Genomic DNA, 19,253 nt, shown 5'->3' on the forward strand with positions numbered 1-19,253 from the left:
GTATAAGTGTAAACATTAGTTTTATACTGTAACTTTTATGTCACAGTGCCTTGCCGCACCGGCGCTTGCATTTTCCACGGGTGCACGTTGCACTCAAAATCATTCATGACAGCGACCACGTGGTTCGTTAAGGAAGCATCATCCGGTTTTCAAAGGCACTTCATTAATGTCCCTACGCTCTTTAATTTCGAAGCTTATAGTCCTCTTTTCCGGCATTTTTGCCTTTGCTGTGTCACCTGCCTTCGCGCAGACGGCCACGCCAGCTCCCGCTGCGCCAGACCTTGAGAATGTTTTGGTCTTGGATCTTTCGACCGGCGGCCGCGTGACCATTCAAATGTATCCGGCTGTGGCTCCGGCGCATGTCGAACGTATCAAGACGCTGACGCGGCAAGGCTTTTATAACGGCGTGATTTTTCACCGCGTGATCGATGGCTTCATGGCGCAGACGGGCGATCCAAAGGGCACTGGCCAAGGTGGATCAGAACTTCCCGATCTCAAGGCCGAATTTAACAGAATTCCGCATTTGCGCGGCACAGTGTCCATGGCACGGACGAACGATCCCGATACCGCGAACAGCCAATTCTTCATCTGCTTTCAACCGCGGTTCAGCCTGGATAACAAATATACGGTCTTTGGCCGTGTGACGTCGGGCATGCAGTTTGTCGACGCCATTGAACGTGGCGAACCGCCTTTGAACCCAAGCAAGGTGCTGCAGGCCTCTATCGCGGCCGACAATGTGCCGCCCCCTGCGTTTGCGCCGTCACCGGCCGAAGCACCCATCACCGTTGACCAGCTAAACGCCGGATAAGCGTAAAGCGTTCACCCATGCGCGTTGATCTATTTGATTTCGAGCTTCCGCCCGAGCGGATTGCGCTGCGCCCCGTATCGCCGCGGGATTCCGCGCGCATGTTATATGTGGGTGGTGACGCTGCGCTGAAGGATCACGCAGTGCGCGATCTGCCGCAGATGTTGCGTAAGGGCGATTGCCTGATCTTCAATGACACACGGGTCATTCCAGCGCAGTTGCAGGGGAAGCGCGGCGATGCATCCATCGGCGCGACCTTGCACAAACGGATCGACCTGCGCCGTTGGCAGGCGTTTATCCGCAACGCCAAACGCTTGCATCCCGACGATGCGATCGATTTTGGCGAAGGCGTCATGGCCATAGCCGAAGAACGCCATGACGACGGCAGCTTCACTTTGTTTTTCGAAGGCGATGAACCTGTCGAAATCCTGCTGCAACGCGCAGGGACCATGCCCTTGCCGCCTTATATCGCGGGCAAGCGGCCAACCGACGAACGCGATGCGCAGGATTATCAGACGATGTTCGCGCAAAAGGATGGCGCGGTTGCTGCGCCGACCGCATCGCTGCATTTCACGCCGGAATTAATGGCCGCGGTGCACACCGCAGGCATCGAAACGGCGACGCTGACACTTCATGTCGGCGCGGGCACATTCCTGCCGGTGAAGGCCGATGACACCACCGAGCATCGCATGCACAGCGAATGGGGCAGCATTGATGCGGACACAGCACAACGGCTCAATGATATACGCAAAGCAGGCGGGCGATTGATTGCGGTCGGCACGACGTCGCTACGCCTTGTCGAGAGTGCGGCGGACGAAGCTGGCATCGTGCACCCGTTTGAAGGCGACACCGATATATTCATCACCCCCGGTTACCAGTTCAAGGCGATTGGCGGCCTGATGACCAATTTCCATCTGCCCAAATCAACTTTGTTCATGCTGGTCAGCGCCTTAATGGGACGCGAGACAATGCAGGCGGCTTATGCACATGCAATCGCCAAGGAATATCGCTTCTACAGCTATGGCGACAGTAGCTTGCTTCTGCCTTAATGGTCCTTCAATTCGTCACCCGTCAGGCGGACGATATGCAGCACATTGGTTGACCCCGGCGTCCCAAACGGCACACCAGCCATAATGACGATCCGACCACCGGCAACGCCCAAATGGTAACGCAGCGCCATGCGCTTGCCTTTGGCGACCATTTCTTCGAACGAACCAATGTCCTTGGTCCGCACGGCAAAGGCGCCCCATAACAACCCTAATCGACGCGCGGTTATCATGCTTGCGGTGAGCACCAACAAGGGCACCGCAGGGCGCTCGCGCGAAATACGCCGCGCGGTCGATCCCGATGATGTGAAGCAAACGATGGCGCTGGTTTCGACGGTATCGACAATACGCCCGCTGGCCTCTGCCAAGGCGTCGGCGGTTGTCCCGTCTGCTGGGGTTTCGGTGAAATGGATGCGTTTGAAGAAATCCGGGTCGCCTTCGACCTGTTGCGCAATGCGGTCCATGATCGACACCGCCTCAATCGGCCAAGCGCCCGCCGCCGTTTCAGCAGACAACATCACGGCGTCCGCGCCATCGTAAATGGCGGTTGCAACGTCCGACACCTCCGCCCGTGTCGGTGAGGGTGAAACGATCATCGATTCCAGCATTTGCGTTGCCACCACGACGGGTTTGCCCATGCGCCGTGCGGTGGATACGATTTTCTTTTGCAGCGGCGGCACTTGTTCGGGTGGCAATTCCACGCCCAAATCGCCGCGTGCAACCATCACCCCGTCGGCCAGCTCCAGGATTTCTTCCAACCGTCCGATAGCGGCAGGCTTTTCAATTTTGGCAAGCAAAGCTGCCTTGTTGCCGATCAGCTTCTTACCCTCGGCCACATCCTCGGGCCGCTGCACAAAGGACATCGCGATCCAATCCACGCCATGCTCCAATGCAAAGGCAAGGTCCGAACGGTCCTTCTCGGTCAACGCGGCAATCGGCACCACAACATCGGGGACATTCAGCCCCTTGCGGTTCGACAGCATACCGCCAACTTCAATTTTGGTGTTGATATGATCGGCGCCAATTTCTGTGACGCGTAACACCAATTTGCCATCGTCGAGCAATAAGCGTGCGCCAATTTCAAGTGCCGCAAAGATTTCCGGATGCGGCAAATGGACACGATGCGCATCGCCCGGCGTCGTGTCGGTGTCGAGCCGGAAATTGTCACCCGTGTGCAATTCCACCTTATCATCGGCAAAGGTTCCCACCCGCAATTTGGGCCCTTGCAGGTCAACTAATATCGTCGTTGGCCGATTATAAGCTTTTTCCAGCGACCGTATATTGGCAATCAACTGCGCCTTGTCGGCCTGATCCCCATGGCTCATGTTAACGCGGAATGCATCGGCGCCAGCGCGGAACAATTTTTCGATCATCTCGGGCGTATCGCTCGCGGGGCCCAATGTCGCCAATATGCGGACTTTGCGCATACGGGGTTTATGATATTGCATGAAATTGGCTCCGCGATATGGAATTTAAACGTTAAGCCCCCCATAACGAGGCAAGTCAGCAACGAAAAGGGCGCATAGCTATGCAACAGGTTACAGATATTTCAGACGCCGCGGCCGCCGCGGCATTTCGCCGCCTCGTCACACATTTGCAGCACCGGCACGATGCGCAGAATATCGACCTCATGGGCCTTGCCGGTTTTTGTCGAAATTGCCTCGCCGATTGGGTGATGGAGGCGGACGGGCAATTGACCAAGGACGAAGCCCGCGAAATCATTCACGGCATGCCCGCCGCCGAGTGGAAAGCGAAACATCAGACCGAAGCGACGCCGGAGCAATTACAACGGATGCAGGAAAGCGTGGCGAAGAACGCCCCTTCGCATTAAGGCGCTGTCATCTTGATTCGGGGTTTTGCCCCAAACAACACCACAGGGAGAATATCATGGCTGAAGGCAATATCGCCGCCGATCAACTGCGTCTGTTCATTGAACGTATCGAGCGTTTGGAAGAAGAGAAAAAGGGCATCGCTGACGACATTCGCGACGTCTATTCAGAAGCCAAGAGCCAAGGCTATGACGCAAAAATCATGCGCCAGATCGTCCGCTTGCGCAAAATGAGCCAAGACGACCGTCAGGAAATGGAAGCAATCCTCGACACCTATAAATCGGCGCTTGGACTGGCATAAGGCCGCAAAAGATACTTGGCGGAGCGTGAAGGTCAAAAAGGTCTCGTGATCCTAAGCCAACTCCCCCCACTCATCCTTGGCCAACTCTCCCTCGTCATCCTAGCCCAACTCACCCTCGTCATCCTGAACTTGTTTCAGGATAACAGGCAGCGGTAATTTGTTATCCTGAAACAAGTTCAGGATGACGATCTTACCATAACGTTCTTGATGAAAACATTGGGACATGATGGTGGTCACAGCGACGGGTGCTGCGGTAAAGCTAAGCTGAAGCACATGGCTTGCCCAATGGCGCGCGCCTGATGTAAGGGCACTGCATCCTATCCTTTAGCCAGAGAAGAGTAGAGCCATGGCAGGCCATAGCAAATTCAAGAACATACAGCATCGCAAAGGTGCGCAGGACAAAAAGCGTTCGGCGCAGTTTTCCAAGCTTTCGCGCGAAATTACCGTTGCGGCGAAGATGGGCATGCCCGATCCGGATATGAACCCGCGCCTGCGTCTTGCGGTCAATGCCGCCAAGGCCCAATCCATGCCCAAGGACAATATCCAGCGCGCCATCGACAAGGCAGCGGGCGGGGATGCCGAAAGCTATGATGAAATGCGCTATGAAGGTTATGGCCCCGGTGGCGTTGCCATCATCGTTGAGGCATTGACCGATAACCGTAACCGCACCGCGACCAACGTACGCACCGCGTTCAGCAAAAATGGCGGCAATCTCGGCGCGTCGGGCGCGGTAAGCCATGGCTTCGATCGTATGGGCCTGATCACTTATCCTGCGAGCGCAGGCGATGCCGACAGCATATTTGAGGCCGCATTGGAAGCAGGCGCGGAAGATGTGGAGTCGAGCGAAGACGAACACAGCATCTGGACCAGCATGGATGCTTTGCACGAAGTGGCCAAGGCACTTGAAGCTTCGCTGGGCGAAGCAGAAAGCGCAAAGCTTGCGTGGAAGCCGCAGCTTTTGGTCGAAGTGGATGAAGCCAATGCCGCGACCTTGCTCAAGATGATCGACGCGTTGGAGGACGATGACGATGTCCAAACCGTCTGGGGCAATTACGACGTGTCCGACGAGGTCATGGCGAAGCTGGGATGATTATATTGGGATTAGACCCCGGCCTTGGAACAACAGGCTGGGGCGTTATCCGTAAGGAAGGCAATCGGCTTTCCCATATCGACAATGGCGAGATCGTCACCGACGCCAAATTACCGCTGGCGAACCGCCTCGTGCTTTTGGACGAAAAACTGAGCGCAGTGCTCGATCACTTTCGTCCCGATTATGCCGCGGTCGAAGAGGTATTCGTCAACAAAAACCCGCAATCGACACTTAAGCTTGGCCAAGCACGCGGCGTGGTGCTTTTGGGTGCGGCGCGCAACCGCACGCCCGTGACCGAATATGCCACGCGGTTGGTAAAAAAATCCGTCGTCGGCACTGGCAAGGCCGAAAAGGAGCAAGTTCAAGCCATGCTGCGTATCCTGTTGCCGGGCTTGAAGCTCGCCGGACCAGACGCTGCCGATGCGTTGGCGGTCGCCATCACGCATGCGCATCATATCCGGCTTTGACCGGTTCACGACGAGAAAAGCACCCTCCTGTTCACGCGATGTTCTCTTTTGCTTGCCGATTTCAAATCGAACAGCTAACCCAGCGACATGATTGCAAAGCTTTATGGCCGGATTGACGAAACGGGCGTTGACCATCTGGTGATTGACGTCAACGGCGTTGGTTATCTGGTGCAAGCGAGCGCGCGGACTTTATCCGCCTTGGGCAAGACAGATGATTTCGCTACCGTCTTCACCGAAATGCAGGTGTCGGAAAACGACATGCGCCTCATTGGCTTTGCCACCCGCGAAGAACGTGACTGGTTCCGCCTACTGACGGGTGTGCAAGGCGTTGGCGGCAAGGTTGGCCTTGCCATATTGTCCGCGATTGAACCCGCCGACCTCGCACTCGCCATCGGCAGTGGCGACGCAGCCATGGTCGCGCGCGCCAATGGCGTCGGACCAAAGCTCGCCAGCCGCATCGTCAATGAATTGAAGGATAAGGTCGGCGCTTTGGCCGGCATAAGCGGCGGCGTGAAGTTAATGGCCACAGGCGCTGCCAGTGGCAACCACGCGCAAGACGCGATGTCCGCGCTTGCTAATTTGGGCTTCAAACCCGGCGAAGCTGGCAATGCCGTGGCGCAGGCGGTCGAAGAACTCGGCCCGGATGCGACATTGGATGCACTCGTCCGCCTGGCGCTGAAAAGGGCTTCGCGGTGACTGACGACGACCGCCTCACCACGCCGGACAAACGGCCGGAAGATATCGACGCCGCTTTGCGTCCCAAAACGCTGGCCGAGTTTATCGGACAAGCGGCGGCGCGCGACAATTTGCGCGTGTTTATTGAGGCGGCGAAGGGCCGTGGGCAGCCATTGGACCATGTGTTGTTCTTTGGCCCGCCAGGGTTAGGCAAGACCACGCTGGCGCAGATTGTGGCAAAGGAAATGGGCGTCGGTTTCCGCGCAACATCCGGTCCTGTCATCGCCAAATCCGGCGATCTGGCCGCCTTGCTCACCAATTTGGAAGATGGCGACGTCCTGTTCATTGACGAAATCCACCGGCTTAGCCCCGTGGTTGAGGAAATCCTCTACCCCGCGATGGAGGACCGTGCGCTCGATATCATGATCGGCGAAGGACCATCGGCGCGCTCAGTGCGGATTGATTTGCCTGCCTTTACGCTGGTCGGCGCGACCACACGGCAGGGGTTATTGACCACGCCATTGCGCGACCGCTTCGGCATTCCGGTGCGGCTCAATTTCTACACGCATGCCGAGCTGGAGCTCGTCGTTACCCGCGCTGCGCGCTTGCTCGACCTGGGCATTGCCCCCGATGGCGCGAACGAGATTGCCAAACGGGCACGTGGAACGCCGCGCATTGCCGGACGGTTGCTGCGCCGCGTGCGCGATTTTGCCAATGTGGCCGGCGAACCCGTTGTCACCGCCAAAATCGCCGATAGCGCGCTCAACCGGTTGGAGGTTGATGCGCTTGGGCTCGACGCGATGGATCGGCGTTATTTGCATATGATTGCTGACATTTACCGCGGCGGACCCGTGGGGGTTGAGGCGCTGGCCGCCGGCCTGTCCGAGCCGCGTGACACCATTGAGGATGTGGTGGAGCCCTATCTGCTACAATTGGGGCTGATAGCGCGCACCGCGCGTGGCCGCTGCCTCAATGCGCCGGGCTGGAAACATCTTGGCCTCAACCCGCCCGCCGGGTCACAGGATGGATTATTTGACGCATAAAGGCATTCCGAATGTCTCAGGCGACCAATTGCGGTCGTTGTTGCTAAAAACCCTTCCCGCCGGACTCGACAACGGTTAAGCAATTCATCGATGACGGTCCCCACACCCTATCAAGGCCATTTTGAAGGCACGCGGCACTATTTTGCCGTGCGCGTCTATTTCGAAGACACAGATTTTTCCGGCGTGGTGTATCATGCGCGCTATCTGCATTTCATGGAACGGGCGCGTTCCGATATGCTGGCGTGCGTTGGCATTGATCAGCGGGCCGTCCATGCCGAAGGTCAGGGCGCTTATGCCGTGACGGATATGCACATCAAATATCGCCGTGCCGCCCATTTTGACGATGCATTAGTGGTCGTCAGCACCGTACAGGCGGTGCGCGCGGCCAGTTGCGACATTCATCAAACCGTCATGCGCGGCGACGAGATACTCACCGAGGCGCGGGTGACCGCGGCTTTTGTTTCACCCGGCGGCAAGGCCCGCCGACAACCCGCGATTTGGGTTGCCGCGTTCCAGCCGGTAATCCATCGACCCGCAGAATAGGATAACCATGAGCTTGCTTATCGCGACCCACAATATGGGCTTTTCACCCGTTGATTTGTTTATGGACGCCGACTTGGTGGTCAAGTCGGTCATTGTTGGCCTGGCGCTGTCCAGCGTCTGGGTGTGGACGATCGTCATTAGCTTCATGATTAAAATGGCTGGCATCAACCGGAAAAGCGAAGCGTTTGAACGTGAGTTTTGGGGCAGTTCGGATATTGCCGCTTTCTCCAAGGCGCATGCCCAAAATGAACTACCTGTGGCGAAGGTCTTTGCGGCGGGCATGGCCGAATGGCGGCTGTCAACCAAAGGCGCGCGTATTGACCGTGCCGGAACGCGTGAGCGGCTTGCTACGGCGATGGATGCCACAATCGCTGCAGAAACCGACCGCCTCGCCAATCGCTTGAACTTTCTGGCGACTACGGGCTCGGTTGCGCCGTTCATTGGCTTGTTTGGAACCGTTTGGGGCATCATGCGCAGCTTTGCCGCGATTGCCGCCGAACAAAATTCCAGCCTTGCGGTCGTCGCGCCGGGGATTGCGGAGGCGTTATTTGCCACCGCCATTGGCCTGTTCGCCGCCATTCCAGCGGTTATCGCCTATAACCGCTTCTCCCACCGTCTGAACCAATATGAAGCGCGTATGGGGCGTTTTGCCGATGGCTTTCACGGCACATTAAGCCGTGAGTTGGAGCTTGAGGTCTAAAGATGGCGATGAACACCTCATCGGGCCGTAGCGGCGGCGGACGTGGGCGACGGCAAGGAAGCCGGCGAGCGCCGATGGCGGACATCAACGTCACACCCTTTGTCGACGTCATGCTCGTTCTGCTCATCATCTTCATGGTCACCGCGCCCTTGTTGGTGACGGGCGTGCCCGTCGAGTTGCCAGAAAGCCGCGCCAATGCGCTGGACCAGCAGGATGAACCGATTGAAATTGCGATTGACCGCGACGGCGTGACGTTCATTGATGGCACGGAGGTTGCGCCTGCTGACTTGCCTGCACGGTTGGACGAAATCGCCGCGGCTGAAACACCGGACAAGCCGCGCCAGATCATGCTGCGTGGAGATACCGCGATCAGCTATGGCCAAATGATGCGTGTCATGGGCGAATTGAACCGTGCTGGGTTAAACAGCGTGAGCTTAGTCACCACTGGTTCATCAAACGACACCTAAACAGATGGCAATGGATCGGGCAGAAATATTGGGATTTGGCGCGGCTGTTGGCGGCCATGCTGTATTGCTCGGCATATTCGCGCTTGGGCTGATGGTATCTGCAAAATCGGCGTCCAAGCAAGAGTCTATTTCCGTTTCGCTGGTGGGTGAAATTGCCGATTTGTCGAGCGCGCCCGATGCTATTCAAGAGGAATCTGCGCCGCCCGCCTCCGGTGAGACCGCATCTGCCGAACCGCCGCCAGCCCCGACACCCGTCATGAAGATCGAAAAGCCGGTGGAAAAGCCGCAGACAAAGCCACTGCCTAAACCCGCAAAACCAGAAACCGCGCCAACGGTTACCAAGGCCGCGGCAAAGCCAGTAAAAACCGCTGCTGCCACTCCGCCCAAAACAGCGAAGCCCGCGACCGCCACCGGCAAAGGCACGACGCCCGCCAAGCCCGGCGGCCTTAGCCGCAGCTTTGAAGACAGCATCAACAATATCGGCAAAGCTCCTGGCGCGGGCAAAGCGGTAGGCACGCCAGCCACCAAAACCGCCCCTGAAGTGCGCCGCTCCGTAGGTGTCAGCATTGCTGGCCAAATTCGCAGCCGCGTTCGTGCCTGTGCGCCATCTGGCGTTGACATCAACAAGATCGAAACCTTCGTGACGCTCAGCCTGGATATATCGGGCAAATTGACATCCGTGCGTTTTGACAGACAAACTGGCACAAATGAGAGCAATCAGCCGCAGGCGGGACCGTTGAAAGATTGCATCCTGCAAGCGGTGCGCGCCGCATCACCTTATAACGGACTTGATCCTGAATATTACGACGTTTGGAAAACCCACGCGCTGCGTTTGCGCGCCACGGGATAAAGGAATGAGATATATGTCACTCTTCGCATTCAACCGGAAACTGGCGTCTTTCCTGCTCTTATTCTTGGGCGCGCAGGCCGCGATGGCGCAAACACCGCCGCCTGCATCAGACGAGCCGGAATTGGTCGAATTTGACACCGCCAAAACCCGCTCCATCGCGGTCCCTGCTTTAGTCGCGCCATCGCCAGTGGACACACCCGCCGGCAACAGCGCGGCCCTTGGCCGCCAGATTGCCGAGGTTATCTCCGCCAACCTGCGCGCATCGGGGGTGTTTGAAACCCAAGGGCCAAATGGCCTGCGCGCGATTGGCTTGCCCGAAGTGACCGCACCGCAATTCGGTTATTGGAAAGCGCGTCCGGTCGAGCAATTGGTGCAAGGCTTTGTCCGCGTGGGCGGCGATGGCAATTTGACCGTTGGTTGTTATCTATACGATGTCGGTTTTGGCAGTGAAACCACGCGGCTTGGTTTTAACGTGCCGCCGCGCGACTGGCGCAGGGCTGCGCATAAATGCGCCGATGCTATCTATTCGCGGCTAACCGGCGAGTTGCCCTTTTTTGACAGCCGCATTGCCTATATCGCCGAAAGCGGTCCCAAGAATAAGCGGATCAAACGGCTTGCGATTATGGATTCCGATGGCGCAAATCATCGCTTCATCACCAATGGCCAATCGACTGCACTGACGCCGCGTTTCTCGCCCAATTATAAATCGATCCTGTATTTATCTTATGTCGACGGAAATCCGCGTATCTACGTCTATGACATTGATACCGGGCGTCAGCGTCTGATTACGCAGTCTAATGGCCCGACATTCGCTCCACGTTGGTCCCCCGATGGCCAGACGATACTCTATTCGATGGCGGTTTCGGGGAATACCGATGTCTACAAAATTTCGGCGAGCGGCAACGGCACGCCGGTCAAGCTCACCAGCTCACCCGGCATTGATGTCGGCGGCAGCTTTTCGCCCGATGGCCGTCAGATCGTATTTGAAAGCGACCGTTCAGGCAGCCAGCAAATCTATGTGATGAATGCCGACGGCAGCAACCAACGCCGGATCAGCTTTGGTTTCGGCCGTTACGCCACGCCCGAATGGAGCCCGCGCGCTGACTTGATTGCGTTTACACGGATCGCGGGCGACTTCCGTGTCGGCACGATGCGTCCCGATGGTTCGGGCGAACGGCTACTCACCAATAGCTGGCAGGACGAAGCGCCGACATGGGCGCCCAATGGTCGTGTCATCCAGTTCTTCCGCACGGCCAAAGGAAGTGGTAAAACAGGTATCTGGCAAGTTGACCTGACCGGTTCCAACGAACGCCAATTGCCTACGCCTGTCGATGGTTCCGACCCGGCATGGGGACCCGTATTGCCGTAACCGCGTTTCACTCTCATATATATCCCGACCGGATGTCGGGCCAAATTCAAGGAGAAGATCATGACGAAAAAGACGATCAAAATGGCAGCCCTTTTGTTGGTATCGACCGCGCTTGTTGCGGGTTGCGGCAAGAAGAAAGTCGATAACTTGCCACCCGCCGCCGAAGGCACCGATTATGGTCAGGCAGCCACTGACCCGAATGCGATGGGCGCTGGCCAGATCATGCCCGGCAGCCAGGAAGATTTCTTGCAACAGGTTGGCCAGTTCGGCGACCGCATCTTGTTTGAAACCGACCGCTTTAACGTGGATGCCGAAGATCAGGCGATACTCCAGCGTCAGGCACAGTGGTTGGCACAATATCCGGGCACGCGCATCACGGTCGAAGGTCATGCCGATGAACGCGGCACACGCGATTACAACCTGGCCTTGGGTGAGCGCCGCGCGAACGCCGCAAAGAATTTCCTTGTTTCCATTGGCGTCGATGCCAGCCGTATTCAGACCGTCAGCTATGGCAAAGAACGGCCATCGGCCTTGGGATCGGACGAGCAGGCTTGGGCGCAAAACCGCCGCGCGGTGACCGTCACCGTTCGCTAAAAAACCAACCTAGCTAGCATGCGTCGGTTGGCTGCAGTCAGCCGCCGACGCGCGCGCCTTTTTTGTTACCATTGTCGTTCGCCGAAGGCTGGGTTCATGTTGTCGAACGCGCCATGCGGACTTGCAGTCTGTCGCTAGGCATGACAGCTTGTAACACAATGAAAATGGCAGGGGGGCCAATCCATGAAAAATTACATTAAATCTGTCTTGCTGCTGGGCGCGGCGATCCTACCCACGAGCGCATTTGCCCAAGCAAAAGCCGCTGCCGACGACAAAGCTGTCAAATGGGATGTCGCTGCGCCTCCGGGCCTAACGGTGCGTCAGATCAACATCGACACCGATGAAGGTTCATGGATGAACCTCGACGTCAGCCCCGATGGCAAGACGATTGCGTTCGATCTGCTCGGCGATATCTATGTTATTCCGGTAACAGGCGGCACGCCCACTCGCATATCCGAAGGCCTTCCCTTTGAAACACAGCCGCGTTTTTCGCCCGACGGAAACCGCATTGCCTTTACCTCCGATCGCGGTGGCGGCGACAATATCTGGATCATGAACCGCGACGGTTCGGACAAGAGGCAATTGAGCAAAGAGGATTTCCGCTTGCTCAATCAGCCAAGCTGGAGCCCCGATGGCCGTTTCATTGCCGCCAAGAAGCATTTCACCACGGGTCGCTCGCTCGGGACGGGTGAAATCTGGCTCTACCATGTGTCCGGCGGCGCTGGCGTGTTGTTGGTCAAACGGCCGAATGAGCAGCATCAGAAGGAACTGGGCGAGCCAATCTTCGCGCCCGATGGCAAGCATATTTATTACACGCGCAACATCACGCCCGGCCCGATTTTCCAATATGCGCAGGATTCCAACGGTCAGATTTTCGACATTGAAAGCTATGACATCGAAACCGGCAAAACCGAAACTGCGGTGGCGGGCGTTGGCGGATCGGTCCGCCCAACGCCATCGCCCGACGGCCAAAAAATCGCCTTTGTTCGCCGCGAGCAGACACAGTCGAAGCTTTATGTGAAGGACCTCAGCACGGGTGAAGAGCGCAAGATTTACGATGCGCTGGACCAAGATGTGCAGGAAACCTGGGCGGTCACCGGCGTCTATCCCAACATGGATTGGTCACCCGATAGCAAGACCATCTATTTCTGGGCAGGTGGTAAAATCCGCAAGGTCGATTGGCCAAGCGGTGCGTCGAGCGTCATCCCGTTCCGCATATCGGACACGCGCGATATGATTGATCCGCCGCTGCCGCAAATTGAAGTGGCGCCGACCAGCTTCGAAACCAAAATGCCGCGCAGCCCTGTAACATCCCCAGATGGCCGGAATGTGCTGTTCGAAACCATGGGTAAATTATGGGTCAAGCCAGCCACAGGTGGCACCGCACGGCGCTTAACCGCGTCCGATACAGGTATGGAGGCCTATCCCACTTGGTCGCGCGACGGCAAAACCATCGCCTATGTGCACTGGACCGATCAGGGCCTTGGGAACATCCACACCATCAGCGCAAGCGGCGGCATGCCGAAAAAGGCAACGGCGCAGTCCGGCCATTATGCCCGCCCGCGTTTCTCCCCCGATGGCAAGACGATCGTCTTTGAAAAGCAAGAAGGCGGCGGATTGACTTCGCCATTGCGCTCCGACCAATCGGGCATTTACCGCATGCCTGCGATGGGCGGTCCCGCCACACGCATCACCTCAGCAGGAACCGCACCGCATTTTGGCGCGTCCAACGATCGGATGTTTTACACAGAGTCAGGCCCGAACAAGCGCATGCTTGTTAGCGTGGATATGAATGGCGAAGCCAAGCGCAACCATGCCAACGGCGAACTGACGACGATTTACGAAGTATCGCCCAACGGCCATAATTTTGCCTTCCGCCAAAATTACGAAGCCTTTGTCATGCCGCTCATGCCGGGCACGCAAGACGTGACCGCTTCGTCATCGGGCAGCGCGCTTCCGGTCGTAAAAGTCAGCAGCGGCGGCGCCGATTATATGCATTGGAGCCGCAATGGCGACACCTTGCATTGGGCAATGGGGCCGATGCTTTACGCAGCGCAAACCAATGCTTTTTATCCCAATGGCCCGCTAGCCAAGGATGCAAAGCCAGTAAAATTCGCACCGCCGAAGGAAGGCGTTTCGCTGTCCATGCCCGTTACCTCTGACCGTCCAACGGGCGTCGTTGCCTTCACCGGCGCACGCGTTGTCACCATGGCGGATAAGAGCGGCGGCATAATCGATAATGCCGTAATCTTGGTTGAAAATGACCGGATTAAGGCCGTTGGCAAGGCAGGTGATTTCGCCATTCCTGCGGGCGCAAAGACCGTTAATGTCGCTGGCAAGACAATCATTCCCGGCCTTGTGGATGCCCATGCCCATGGTCCTTATGGCGTGGACGAAATGACCCCGCAGCAAAATTGGGTAAATATGCTCAACCTCGCAATGGGTATTACCACGCGCCATGACCCGTCGAGCAGCGCCGCCACCGTGTTCCCTGCGGTGGAAATGCAGCGGGCCGGCCTCATTGTCGGGCCGCGCTCCTTCTCCACTGGTGAAATTGTCTATGGTGCCAAGGCCGCCGACGTCTACGCCGAAATCAATGGCCTCGATGATGCCCTCGCGCATGTCCGACGGTTGAAAGCGCAAGGCGCGCACAGCGTCAAAAACTACAACCAGCCGCGCCGTGAACAGCGTCAGCAAGTGGTGGCCGCCGCATTGCAGGAGAATATGCGTTCGGTCGCCGAAGGGGGTTCGCTGTTCGGGATGGACATGAACCTGATCGCCGATGGCAACACCACCGTCGAACATAATATCCCGCTCGACATCTTTTATGATGACGTGCTGCAATTCTTCTCTAAGTCGAAGGTGGGTTATACGCCGACGCTTGTGGTGACCTATGGCGGTCCAGCGGGCGACCCTTATTGGCGTGCGCACACCGATGTATTCCGGCATCCGTTAATGGCGAAGCATTATCCGCCGACCGAGCTTGCGGCCAATAATGCCCGCCGCGAAATTGCGCCGGAAGAAGATTATGTCGACGACAACAGCGCACGGGAGGCACATAAGCTTGCCAAGTTGGGCGTCCCTGTTTCCATCGGTGCGCATGGCCAAGAAGCCGGCATCGCCGCGCATTGGGAGCTGTGGTCCTTCGTCCGTGGCGGTATGTCACCCATTGAGGCACTCGCCGCTGGCACCATCGAGTCCGCACGTTCGCTGGGCTATGACAAGGATGTAGGTTCCATCGCCGCAGGCAAGCTTGCCGATCTCGTCATCTTGGACGCTGACCCCAGTGTGGACATCCGCAATTCGGATAAGGTCGCAAAGGTCATGATCGGTGGCCGTCTATATGACGCAGCCACGCTGAATGAAGAGGTCACCGGAACGCGCAAGCGCATGCCTTATTATTGGGAATAAGCATTTTCCGATGACCGCAATTTTCTGGCCCGGGTGCATATCCCGGGCTGGGATCTTTTAGAAATCAGGCGGCGTCCTTCGCCGCGCGGCGTGCGGCAAGCTCTTCCACCGATGCCGCCCGCATGAACGGGTTGGTTGCGCGTTCCAAAGCTATCGTCGTCGGCACGGTCGCCGCGCCACGGTCGCGGTGGGCAATGACATCGGCCAGACGCGCGGCCAGATCGGCATTGTCCGGTTCCACCGTCACCGCAAAACGGGCGTTGCTGAGTGTATATTCATGCGCGCAATAAATCGCGGTATCGTCGCCCAAAGCCTCCAGCTTACGTATATTGTCAAACATCTGCGCCGCGGTGCCTTCAAACAATCGCCCACATCCCATCGCAAACAAGGTGTCACCGACAAAGGCGGCTTGCTCGGTTGCGAAATGATAAGCGATATGGCCCGCGGTATGGGCGGGCACGTCGATTACGTTCGCGCGCAATGCGCCTAACTGGAGAACGTCCCCGCCGCGTACATGGACATCCAGCGTCGGTATCCGTTCCGCTTCGCCTGCAGGCCCCGTGATGATGCAGCCCGTCGCCGCTTTAATCTCTGCATTACCGCCGACATGGTCGGGGTGCCAATGCGTGTTCCAAATCTGCGTGATCGTCCATCCGCGCGCTTCCGCCGCCGCCAAGACAGGGGGTGCAACAGCCGGATCGACTACCAAAGTCTCGCCGCTGTGCGCTTCATGCACCAACCAGACATAATTGTCCGACAGCACCGGAACCCGAACAATCTCGAGCATCGTCACCACACCCCGATATTGGGCATGCTGACCCATGGTTCCACAGGCGGAAGATTGCCGTCTTGCAGCAGCTCAATCGAGATGCCGTCAGGTGTCCGTACAAAGGCCATATGCCCATCACGCGGCGGGCGGTTGATCGTTACCCCTGCATCCATCAGCCGCTGACAGGTCGCGTAAATGTCCTCGACGCGATAGGCTAAATGACCGAAATTGCGTCCGCCGTCATATACCTCCGGCGCACTGCCATCGGCCGGCGGCCAGTTGTGCGTCAACTCTACCTCGGCAAGGCCCGCCTGCCCCGGTGCCGCCAAAAAGATCAGCGTGAAGCGGCCTGCCTCACTGTCGAAACGGCGCACTTCCTCCAGACCGATCAGCTTAAAAAAAGCGACCGTTGCATCGGGGTCGGTGACACGGATCATGCTGTGCAGATAGCTTGTCGGCATTTTCATTCCATTCACAAAAGCGTGGTGTTTCGGACATAGCCATGAACCGTGGCCGCTGTCCACACAAGGAAGGGATAATGCGCAACCAAGCTATCTGGACTGCACCTCATCCTGCGCAGCGGGCGTCTCCGCCGCCAAAGTCGCAAGCTGCGCCCTTGCCGTCACCGCTTGCCGGCTATTGGGGGCAATCTTGATCGCCTGTTCCCATTGCGTGCGCGCGGTGTTGTCGTCGCCGGCGGCAATCGCGATATTGCCTGCCTCCAACGCCACCGCCGGATCGATGGGCAGCAATGCCGCCGCGGTTTGAATAAAGACCAGCGCATCGGGCAATTTGTTCAATCGCCGGGCCAAGGTCGCAGACAACAACCATGCTGCGCCATTTTCGGGCGCCAGCTGCCGCGCTGTGGCCAAGGCGGCTTCGCCATCGGCATTTTTGCCCAAGGCCACGAACGCCCGTGCGCGGTCAACTTCGCTATCGGCACGTTCATCATTGTCGAGGGCGTTAGACGCCAGCGCTTTGCCCAGCGCGTCCACGGCGACATCTGGCTGCCCCGCCGCAATCGCGGCATTGCCAACTTGTGCCCAAAAACGCGCGGCGCGGGGGTCGCCTTTTGCCTCCGCCAAAGTGGCTGCCTCAGTCAGCATCGGCACCGCAAGGTCAAATTTGAAGTCGCTAGCCAGCGCAAAGCCATGGCAGGCACGCGCAAGATAGCCGCCCTTTTCCTGCGTCCATAGGCTGGCGCTAGAAATCGCCGACGCGGGGTCTTTGCTGGCCAATGTGATGCATTCGGCAAACTGCACCTCGTCCAAAGTCGGCAGCGGTTGCGCCGCGGCGAGTTGCAGCAGGAGTGGCAAGGCATTCAACATGGGCATTCCCGTAAAGTTCAGCAGGCCAGCTTACCAACAACGTCGATCAGCAACGCAATATCCTGATCCCGTGACAGCCGGTGGTCGCCATCCTTGACGCATATCGTCTGCACATCGGCTGAACGAAGCGCGGCTGCAAGCATCAACGAAGTCTCCCATGGCACGTCCGGGTCATTTTGCCCGTGGATCAACCGCACGGGGCAATCAATGCCGATTTGGCCAGTCAGCCGCAAATTGCTTTGCCCCGATTGCCAAAAACCGCGCGTGATAACCATCGGGTCATAACCATAATCGCTGGGACGTTCGATGCGGCCATTGGCGGCGATGGTCGCGCGGTCCGCGGCGTCGAAATCCCAATCGGTAAAATCGGGTGCGGCGGCGATGCCTACCAGCGCGGCAACTTGCGCACCCAGCGCTTCCGCCACCAACAACATAAGCCACCCGCCCATCGACGAGCCAATCAAGATACATGGCCCAATTTTGGCCGCCGCAAGCACCGCCAGAACATCGTCGCGCCAGATATCGAGCGTGCCGTCTTCAAACGCGCCATCGCTCTCGCCGCAGCCGGAATAATCCAAACGGAGCATGCCCACGCCTTGATCCGCCGCCCAAGCGTCCAGCGCCTGCGCCTTGCCGCCCTGCATATCGGATTTATATCCGGGCAGAAAAACCAAAGTTGGTCCGCGCCCCGGCAAATGCCGATAGGCCAGACGCACGCCATCGGCGCGTGCGGCAAATACTATTGGCGTGTCTGGCATCGGGGGAACAGACAGCGTCAGATAACCCAGTCAACGGTCATCATTTGCGTCACATCCTGCCCCTTGGCCCGGCGTTGTTCGACCATGATGCTGTGCAACCGTTTCACCGTATCGCTGCCCGATGTGATGCACAGGCCGGGGATGACCGCATGGACCAACGCCTTCATCCCGCCCCAGATCATCGTAAAGCCAAAGCGGCTGGCGACACCGAAATGTTCCACATAATTTTCATCGACGCTTTTGGGATGATCGACGAAGAGGCGTTTGAACATATGGAGCTTTCCTTATCGCATGCTGCGGTGGGCAATGGCCGCGAGTGTAACGCGATTTCTAATAAAATCAAAGCCGAAGCCTGATTTCGCTGTGCGGTCTTGCGTGCACATGGTTTTCAGCTCGGTCCATTGCGATAGTGTCAGTGCAGGCTACAGTGGCTTTTCCATATACGCTCGTTTCAAATCCTGATCGCCGATCTGCACGACCTGATGTTCCGTAATGGAAAAGCCGACAGCGGCAAAGGCTGGCTGCGCCATCAGGCTGGCATGCACCCAAAGCCTTGGCTCGTGTGCCGCGCGGGCGTGCGCCTCGACGCTATTGAACAGCCGCCGGAATAGGCCTGTGCCCTGCGCTTCGGGCCGGATAAAGGCGAAGTCAATATAGCCCCCGCCTTCGATACTCATAAACCCGAGTATGCGTGTCGCATCGCGGCCAATGGCAATATCCTTGGCCGCCAACCGCAATTCCCACTCCGGCCCTGCCCTGCGCTCCGGCACCCAAGCCGCCCGCTGCGCTTCGGTATAGAGGCTTAGCCCATTGTGAACCGCGTCAAAGATAACGTCGGCGAGTTCGGCGTGGTCGGTGGGGGTGGCCCATGTGGGTTTAATCTGTCGTTTCATCTGTGTTCCGGAATTTGATTGCACCATCAGAACAAGCTTCTAATCCAGCCCTCGCCATAACCAACAAAAAAGGCCCCGTGAGGGGCCTATTTATGTTGGTTGCGGGAGTAGGATTTGAACCTACGACCTTCAGGTTATGAGCCTGACGAGCTACCGGGCTGCTCCATCCCGCGCCACCAAATGCCCTGTATTTCAACGGGGCAAAAACGAAAAAAGGCGGACATCCGTCGAATGAACGACAGCGGTCCGCCTTTTGAATTATGAATGGGTTCTTCCAATGCACTTATATCATGAGCGCCGGCTGCAATGCCTGGC

The 19,253-nt window shown here is 57.7% G+C and carries 23 protein-coding genes and 1 tRNA gene; 15 read left to right on the forward strand and 9 right to left on the reverse strand.

The features are described 5' to 3' along the window. Positions 1-166: 166 nt before the first annotated feature. A complete protein-coding gene (locus ACILP4_RS07730; protein ID WP_395620158.1) occupies positions 167-808 on the forward strand; it encodes a peptidylprolyl isomerase in 642 nt (213 codons plus the stop codon). A gap of 17 nt (positions 809-825) precedes the next feature. Next, positions 826-1,854, forward strand: coding sequence for a tRNA preQ1(34) S-adenosylmethionine ribosyltransferase-isomerase QueA (queA, locus tag ACILP4_RS07735; protein WP_395620159.1), 1,029 nt, complete (start codon positions 826-828; stop codon positions 1,852-1,854). Here queA and pyk read toward each other — a convergent pair. After that, positions 1,851-3,299: a pyruvate kinase gene (pyk, locus tag ACILP4_RS07740; RefSeq protein WP_395620160.1), complete on the reverse strand. Its 1,449-nt coding sequence runs from the start codon at positions 3,297-3,299 to the stop codon at positions 1,851-1,853. The genes queA and pyk overlap by 4 nt on opposite strands. A gap of 80 nt (positions 3,300-3,379) precedes the next feature. Here pyk and ACILP4_RS07745 point away from each other — a divergent pair, with 80 nt between their 5' ends. Beyond that, positions 3,380-3,682, forward strand: a complete 303-nt coding sequence (locus ACILP4_RS07745; protein ID WP_395620161.1) for a DUF1244 domain-containing protein — start codon at positions 3,380-3,382, stop codon at positions 3,680-3,682. A gap of 56 nt (positions 3,683-3,738) precedes the next feature. Then, a complete protein-coding gene (locus ACILP4_RS07750; protein WP_125229489.1) occupies positions 3,739-3,981 on the forward strand; it encodes a DUF2312 domain-containing protein in 243 nt (80 codons plus the stop codon). Between the two features lie 99 nt (positions 3,982-4,080). On the opposite strand, the gene ACILP4_RS07755 is transcribed toward ACILP4_RS07750, so the two are convergent. Continuing rightward, complete coding sequence (locus tag ACILP4_RS07755) at positions 4,081-4,254, reverse strand: hypothetical protein (protein WP_395620162.1); 174 nt, start codon at positions 4,252-4,254, stop codon at positions 4,081-4,083. A 73-nt stretch (positions 4,255-4,327) separates the two neighbouring features. Here ACILP4_RS07755 and ACILP4_RS07760 point away from each other — a divergent pair, with 73 nt between their 5' ends. The 11 genes from ACILP4_RS07760 to ACILP4_RS07810 all read left to right on the forward strand — a co-directional run bounded on the left by ACILP4_RS07760 (position 4,328) and on the right by ACILP4_RS07810 (position 15,190). Next, positions 4,328-5,071 carry a YebC/PmpR family DNA-binding transcriptional regulator gene (locus tag ACILP4_RS07760; protein WP_395620163.1) on the forward strand — a complete coding sequence of 248 codons (744 nt, stop codon included), beginning with the start codon at positions 4,328-4,330 and terminating at the stop codon, positions 5,069-5,071. After that, entirely contained in the window at positions 5,068-5,538 is a 471-nt protein-coding gene (gene ruvC, locus ACILP4_RS07765) for a crossover junction endodeoxyribonuclease RuvC (RefSeq protein ID WP_395620164.1), read from the forward strand. The genes ACILP4_RS07760 and ruvC overlap by 4 nt, the downstream gene beginning before the upstream one ends. An 87-nt stretch (positions 5,539-5,625) precedes the next feature. Beyond that, complete coding sequence (ruvA, locus tag ACILP4_RS07770; protein ID WP_395620165.1) at positions 5,626-6,234, forward strand: Holliday junction branch migration protein RuvA; 609 nt, start codon at positions 5,626-5,628, stop codon at positions 6,232-6,234. Then, on the forward strand, positions 6,231-7,256 hold the full coding sequence (gene ruvB / locus ACILP4_RS07775; RefSeq protein ID WP_295497660.1) for a Holliday junction branch migration DNA helicase RuvB: 1,026 nt from the start codon (positions 6,231-6,233) through the stop codon (positions 7,254-7,256). Before ruvA ends, ruvB begins: the two co-directional genes overlap by 4 nt. A 90-nt stretch (positions 7,257-7,346) precedes the next feature. Further along, on the forward strand, positions 7,347-7,799 hold the full coding sequence (locus ACILP4_RS07780) for a YbgC/FadM family acyl-CoA thioesterase (protein ID WP_395620166.1): 453 nt from the start codon (positions 7,347-7,349) through the stop codon (positions 7,797-7,799). A gap of 7 nt (positions 7,800-7,806) precedes the next feature. Then, positions 7,807-8,499 carry a protein TolQ gene (tolQ, locus tag ACILP4_RS07785; protein WP_395620167.1) on the forward strand — a complete coding sequence of 231 codons (693 nt, stop codon included), beginning with the start codon at positions 7,807-7,809 and terminating at the stop codon, positions 8,497-8,499. Positions 8,500-8,501: 2 nt separating this feature from the next. Beyond that, positions 8,502-8,966 carry a protein TolR gene (gene tolR / locus ACILP4_RS07790; protein ID WP_395620168.1) on the forward strand — a complete coding sequence of 155 codons (465 nt, stop codon included), beginning with the start codon at positions 8,502-8,504 and terminating at the stop codon, positions 8,964-8,966. A 10-nt stretch (positions 8,967-8,976) separates the two neighbouring features. Beyond that, positions 8,977-9,816, forward strand: a complete 840-nt coding sequence (locus ACILP4_RS07795) for a hypothetical protein (protein WP_395620169.1) — start codon at positions 8,977-8,979, stop codon at positions 9,814-9,816. A 13-nt stretch (positions 9,817-9,829) separates the two neighbouring features. Beyond that, on the forward strand, positions 9,830-11,185 hold the full coding sequence (gene tolB, locus ACILP4_RS07800) for a Tol-Pal system beta propeller repeat protein TolB (RefSeq protein WP_395620170.1): 1,356 nt from the start codon (positions 9,830-9,832) through the stop codon (positions 11,183-11,185). 60 nt (positions 11,186-11,245) lie between these two features. Then, entirely contained in the window at positions 11,246-11,779 is a 534-nt protein-coding gene (gene pal, locus ACILP4_RS07805) for a peptidoglycan-associated lipoprotein Pal (RefSeq protein WP_395620171.1), read from the forward strand. Between the two features lie 183 nt (positions 11,780-11,962). Beyond that, positions 11,963-15,190, forward strand: a complete 3,228-nt coding sequence (locus ACILP4_RS07810) for an amidohydrolase family protein (RefSeq protein WP_395620172.1) — start codon at positions 11,963-11,965, stop codon at positions 15,188-15,190. A gap of 64 nt (positions 15,191-15,254) precedes the next feature. On the opposite strand, the gene gloB is transcribed toward ACILP4_RS07810, so the two are convergent. The 7 genes from gloB to ACILP4_RS07845 form a co-directional block, all read right to left on the reverse strand. Beyond that, complete coding sequence (gloB, locus tag ACILP4_RS07815) at positions 15,255-15,977, reverse strand: hydroxyacylglutathione hydrolase (RefSeq protein ID WP_395620180.1); 723 nt, start codon at positions 15,975-15,977, stop codon at positions 15,255-15,257. A gap of 2 nt (positions 15,978-15,979) precedes the next feature. Further along, positions 15,980-16,420 carry a VOC family protein gene (locus tag ACILP4_RS07820; RefSeq protein WP_395620173.1) on the reverse strand — a complete coding sequence of 147 codons (441 nt, stop codon included), beginning with the start codon at positions 16,418-16,420 and terminating at the stop codon, positions 15,980-15,982. 90 nt (positions 16,421-16,510) lie between these two features. Then, a complete protein-coding gene (locus ACILP4_RS07825; protein ID WP_395620174.1) occupies positions 16,511-17,287 on the reverse strand; it encodes a hypothetical protein in 777 nt (258 codons plus the stop codon). Between the two features lie 17 nt (positions 17,288-17,304). Continuing rightward, on the reverse strand, positions 17,305-18,045 hold the full coding sequence (locus ACILP4_RS07830; protein WP_395620175.1) for an alpha/beta fold hydrolase: 741 nt from the start codon (positions 18,043-18,045) through the stop codon (positions 17,305-17,307). A gap of 17 nt (positions 18,046-18,062) precedes the next feature. Beyond that, positions 18,063-18,317 carry a DUF6356 family protein gene (locus ACILP4_RS07835; protein ID WP_395620176.1) on the reverse strand — a complete coding sequence of 85 codons (255 nt, stop codon included), beginning with the start codon at positions 18,315-18,317 and terminating at the stop codon, positions 18,063-18,065. A 150-nt stretch (positions 18,318-18,467) separates the two neighbouring features. After that, positions 18,468-18,938 carry a GNAT family N-acetyltransferase gene (locus ACILP4_RS07840; protein WP_395620177.1) on the reverse strand — a complete coding sequence of 157 codons (471 nt, stop codon included), beginning with the start codon at positions 18,936-18,938 and terminating at the stop codon, positions 18,468-18,470. 96 nt (positions 18,939-19,034) lie between these two features. Then, positions 19,035-19,111 (reverse strand) — tRNA-Met (locus ACILP4_RS07845). Positions 19,112-19,253 lie beyond the last annotated feature (142 nt).

It is taken from the genome of Sphingorhabdus sp. (assembly GCF_044239045.1).
In the GTDB taxonomy this organism is placed as follows: domain Bacteria; phylum Pseudomonadota; class Alphaproteobacteria; order Sphingomonadales; family Sphingomonadaceae; genus Sphingorhabdus_B.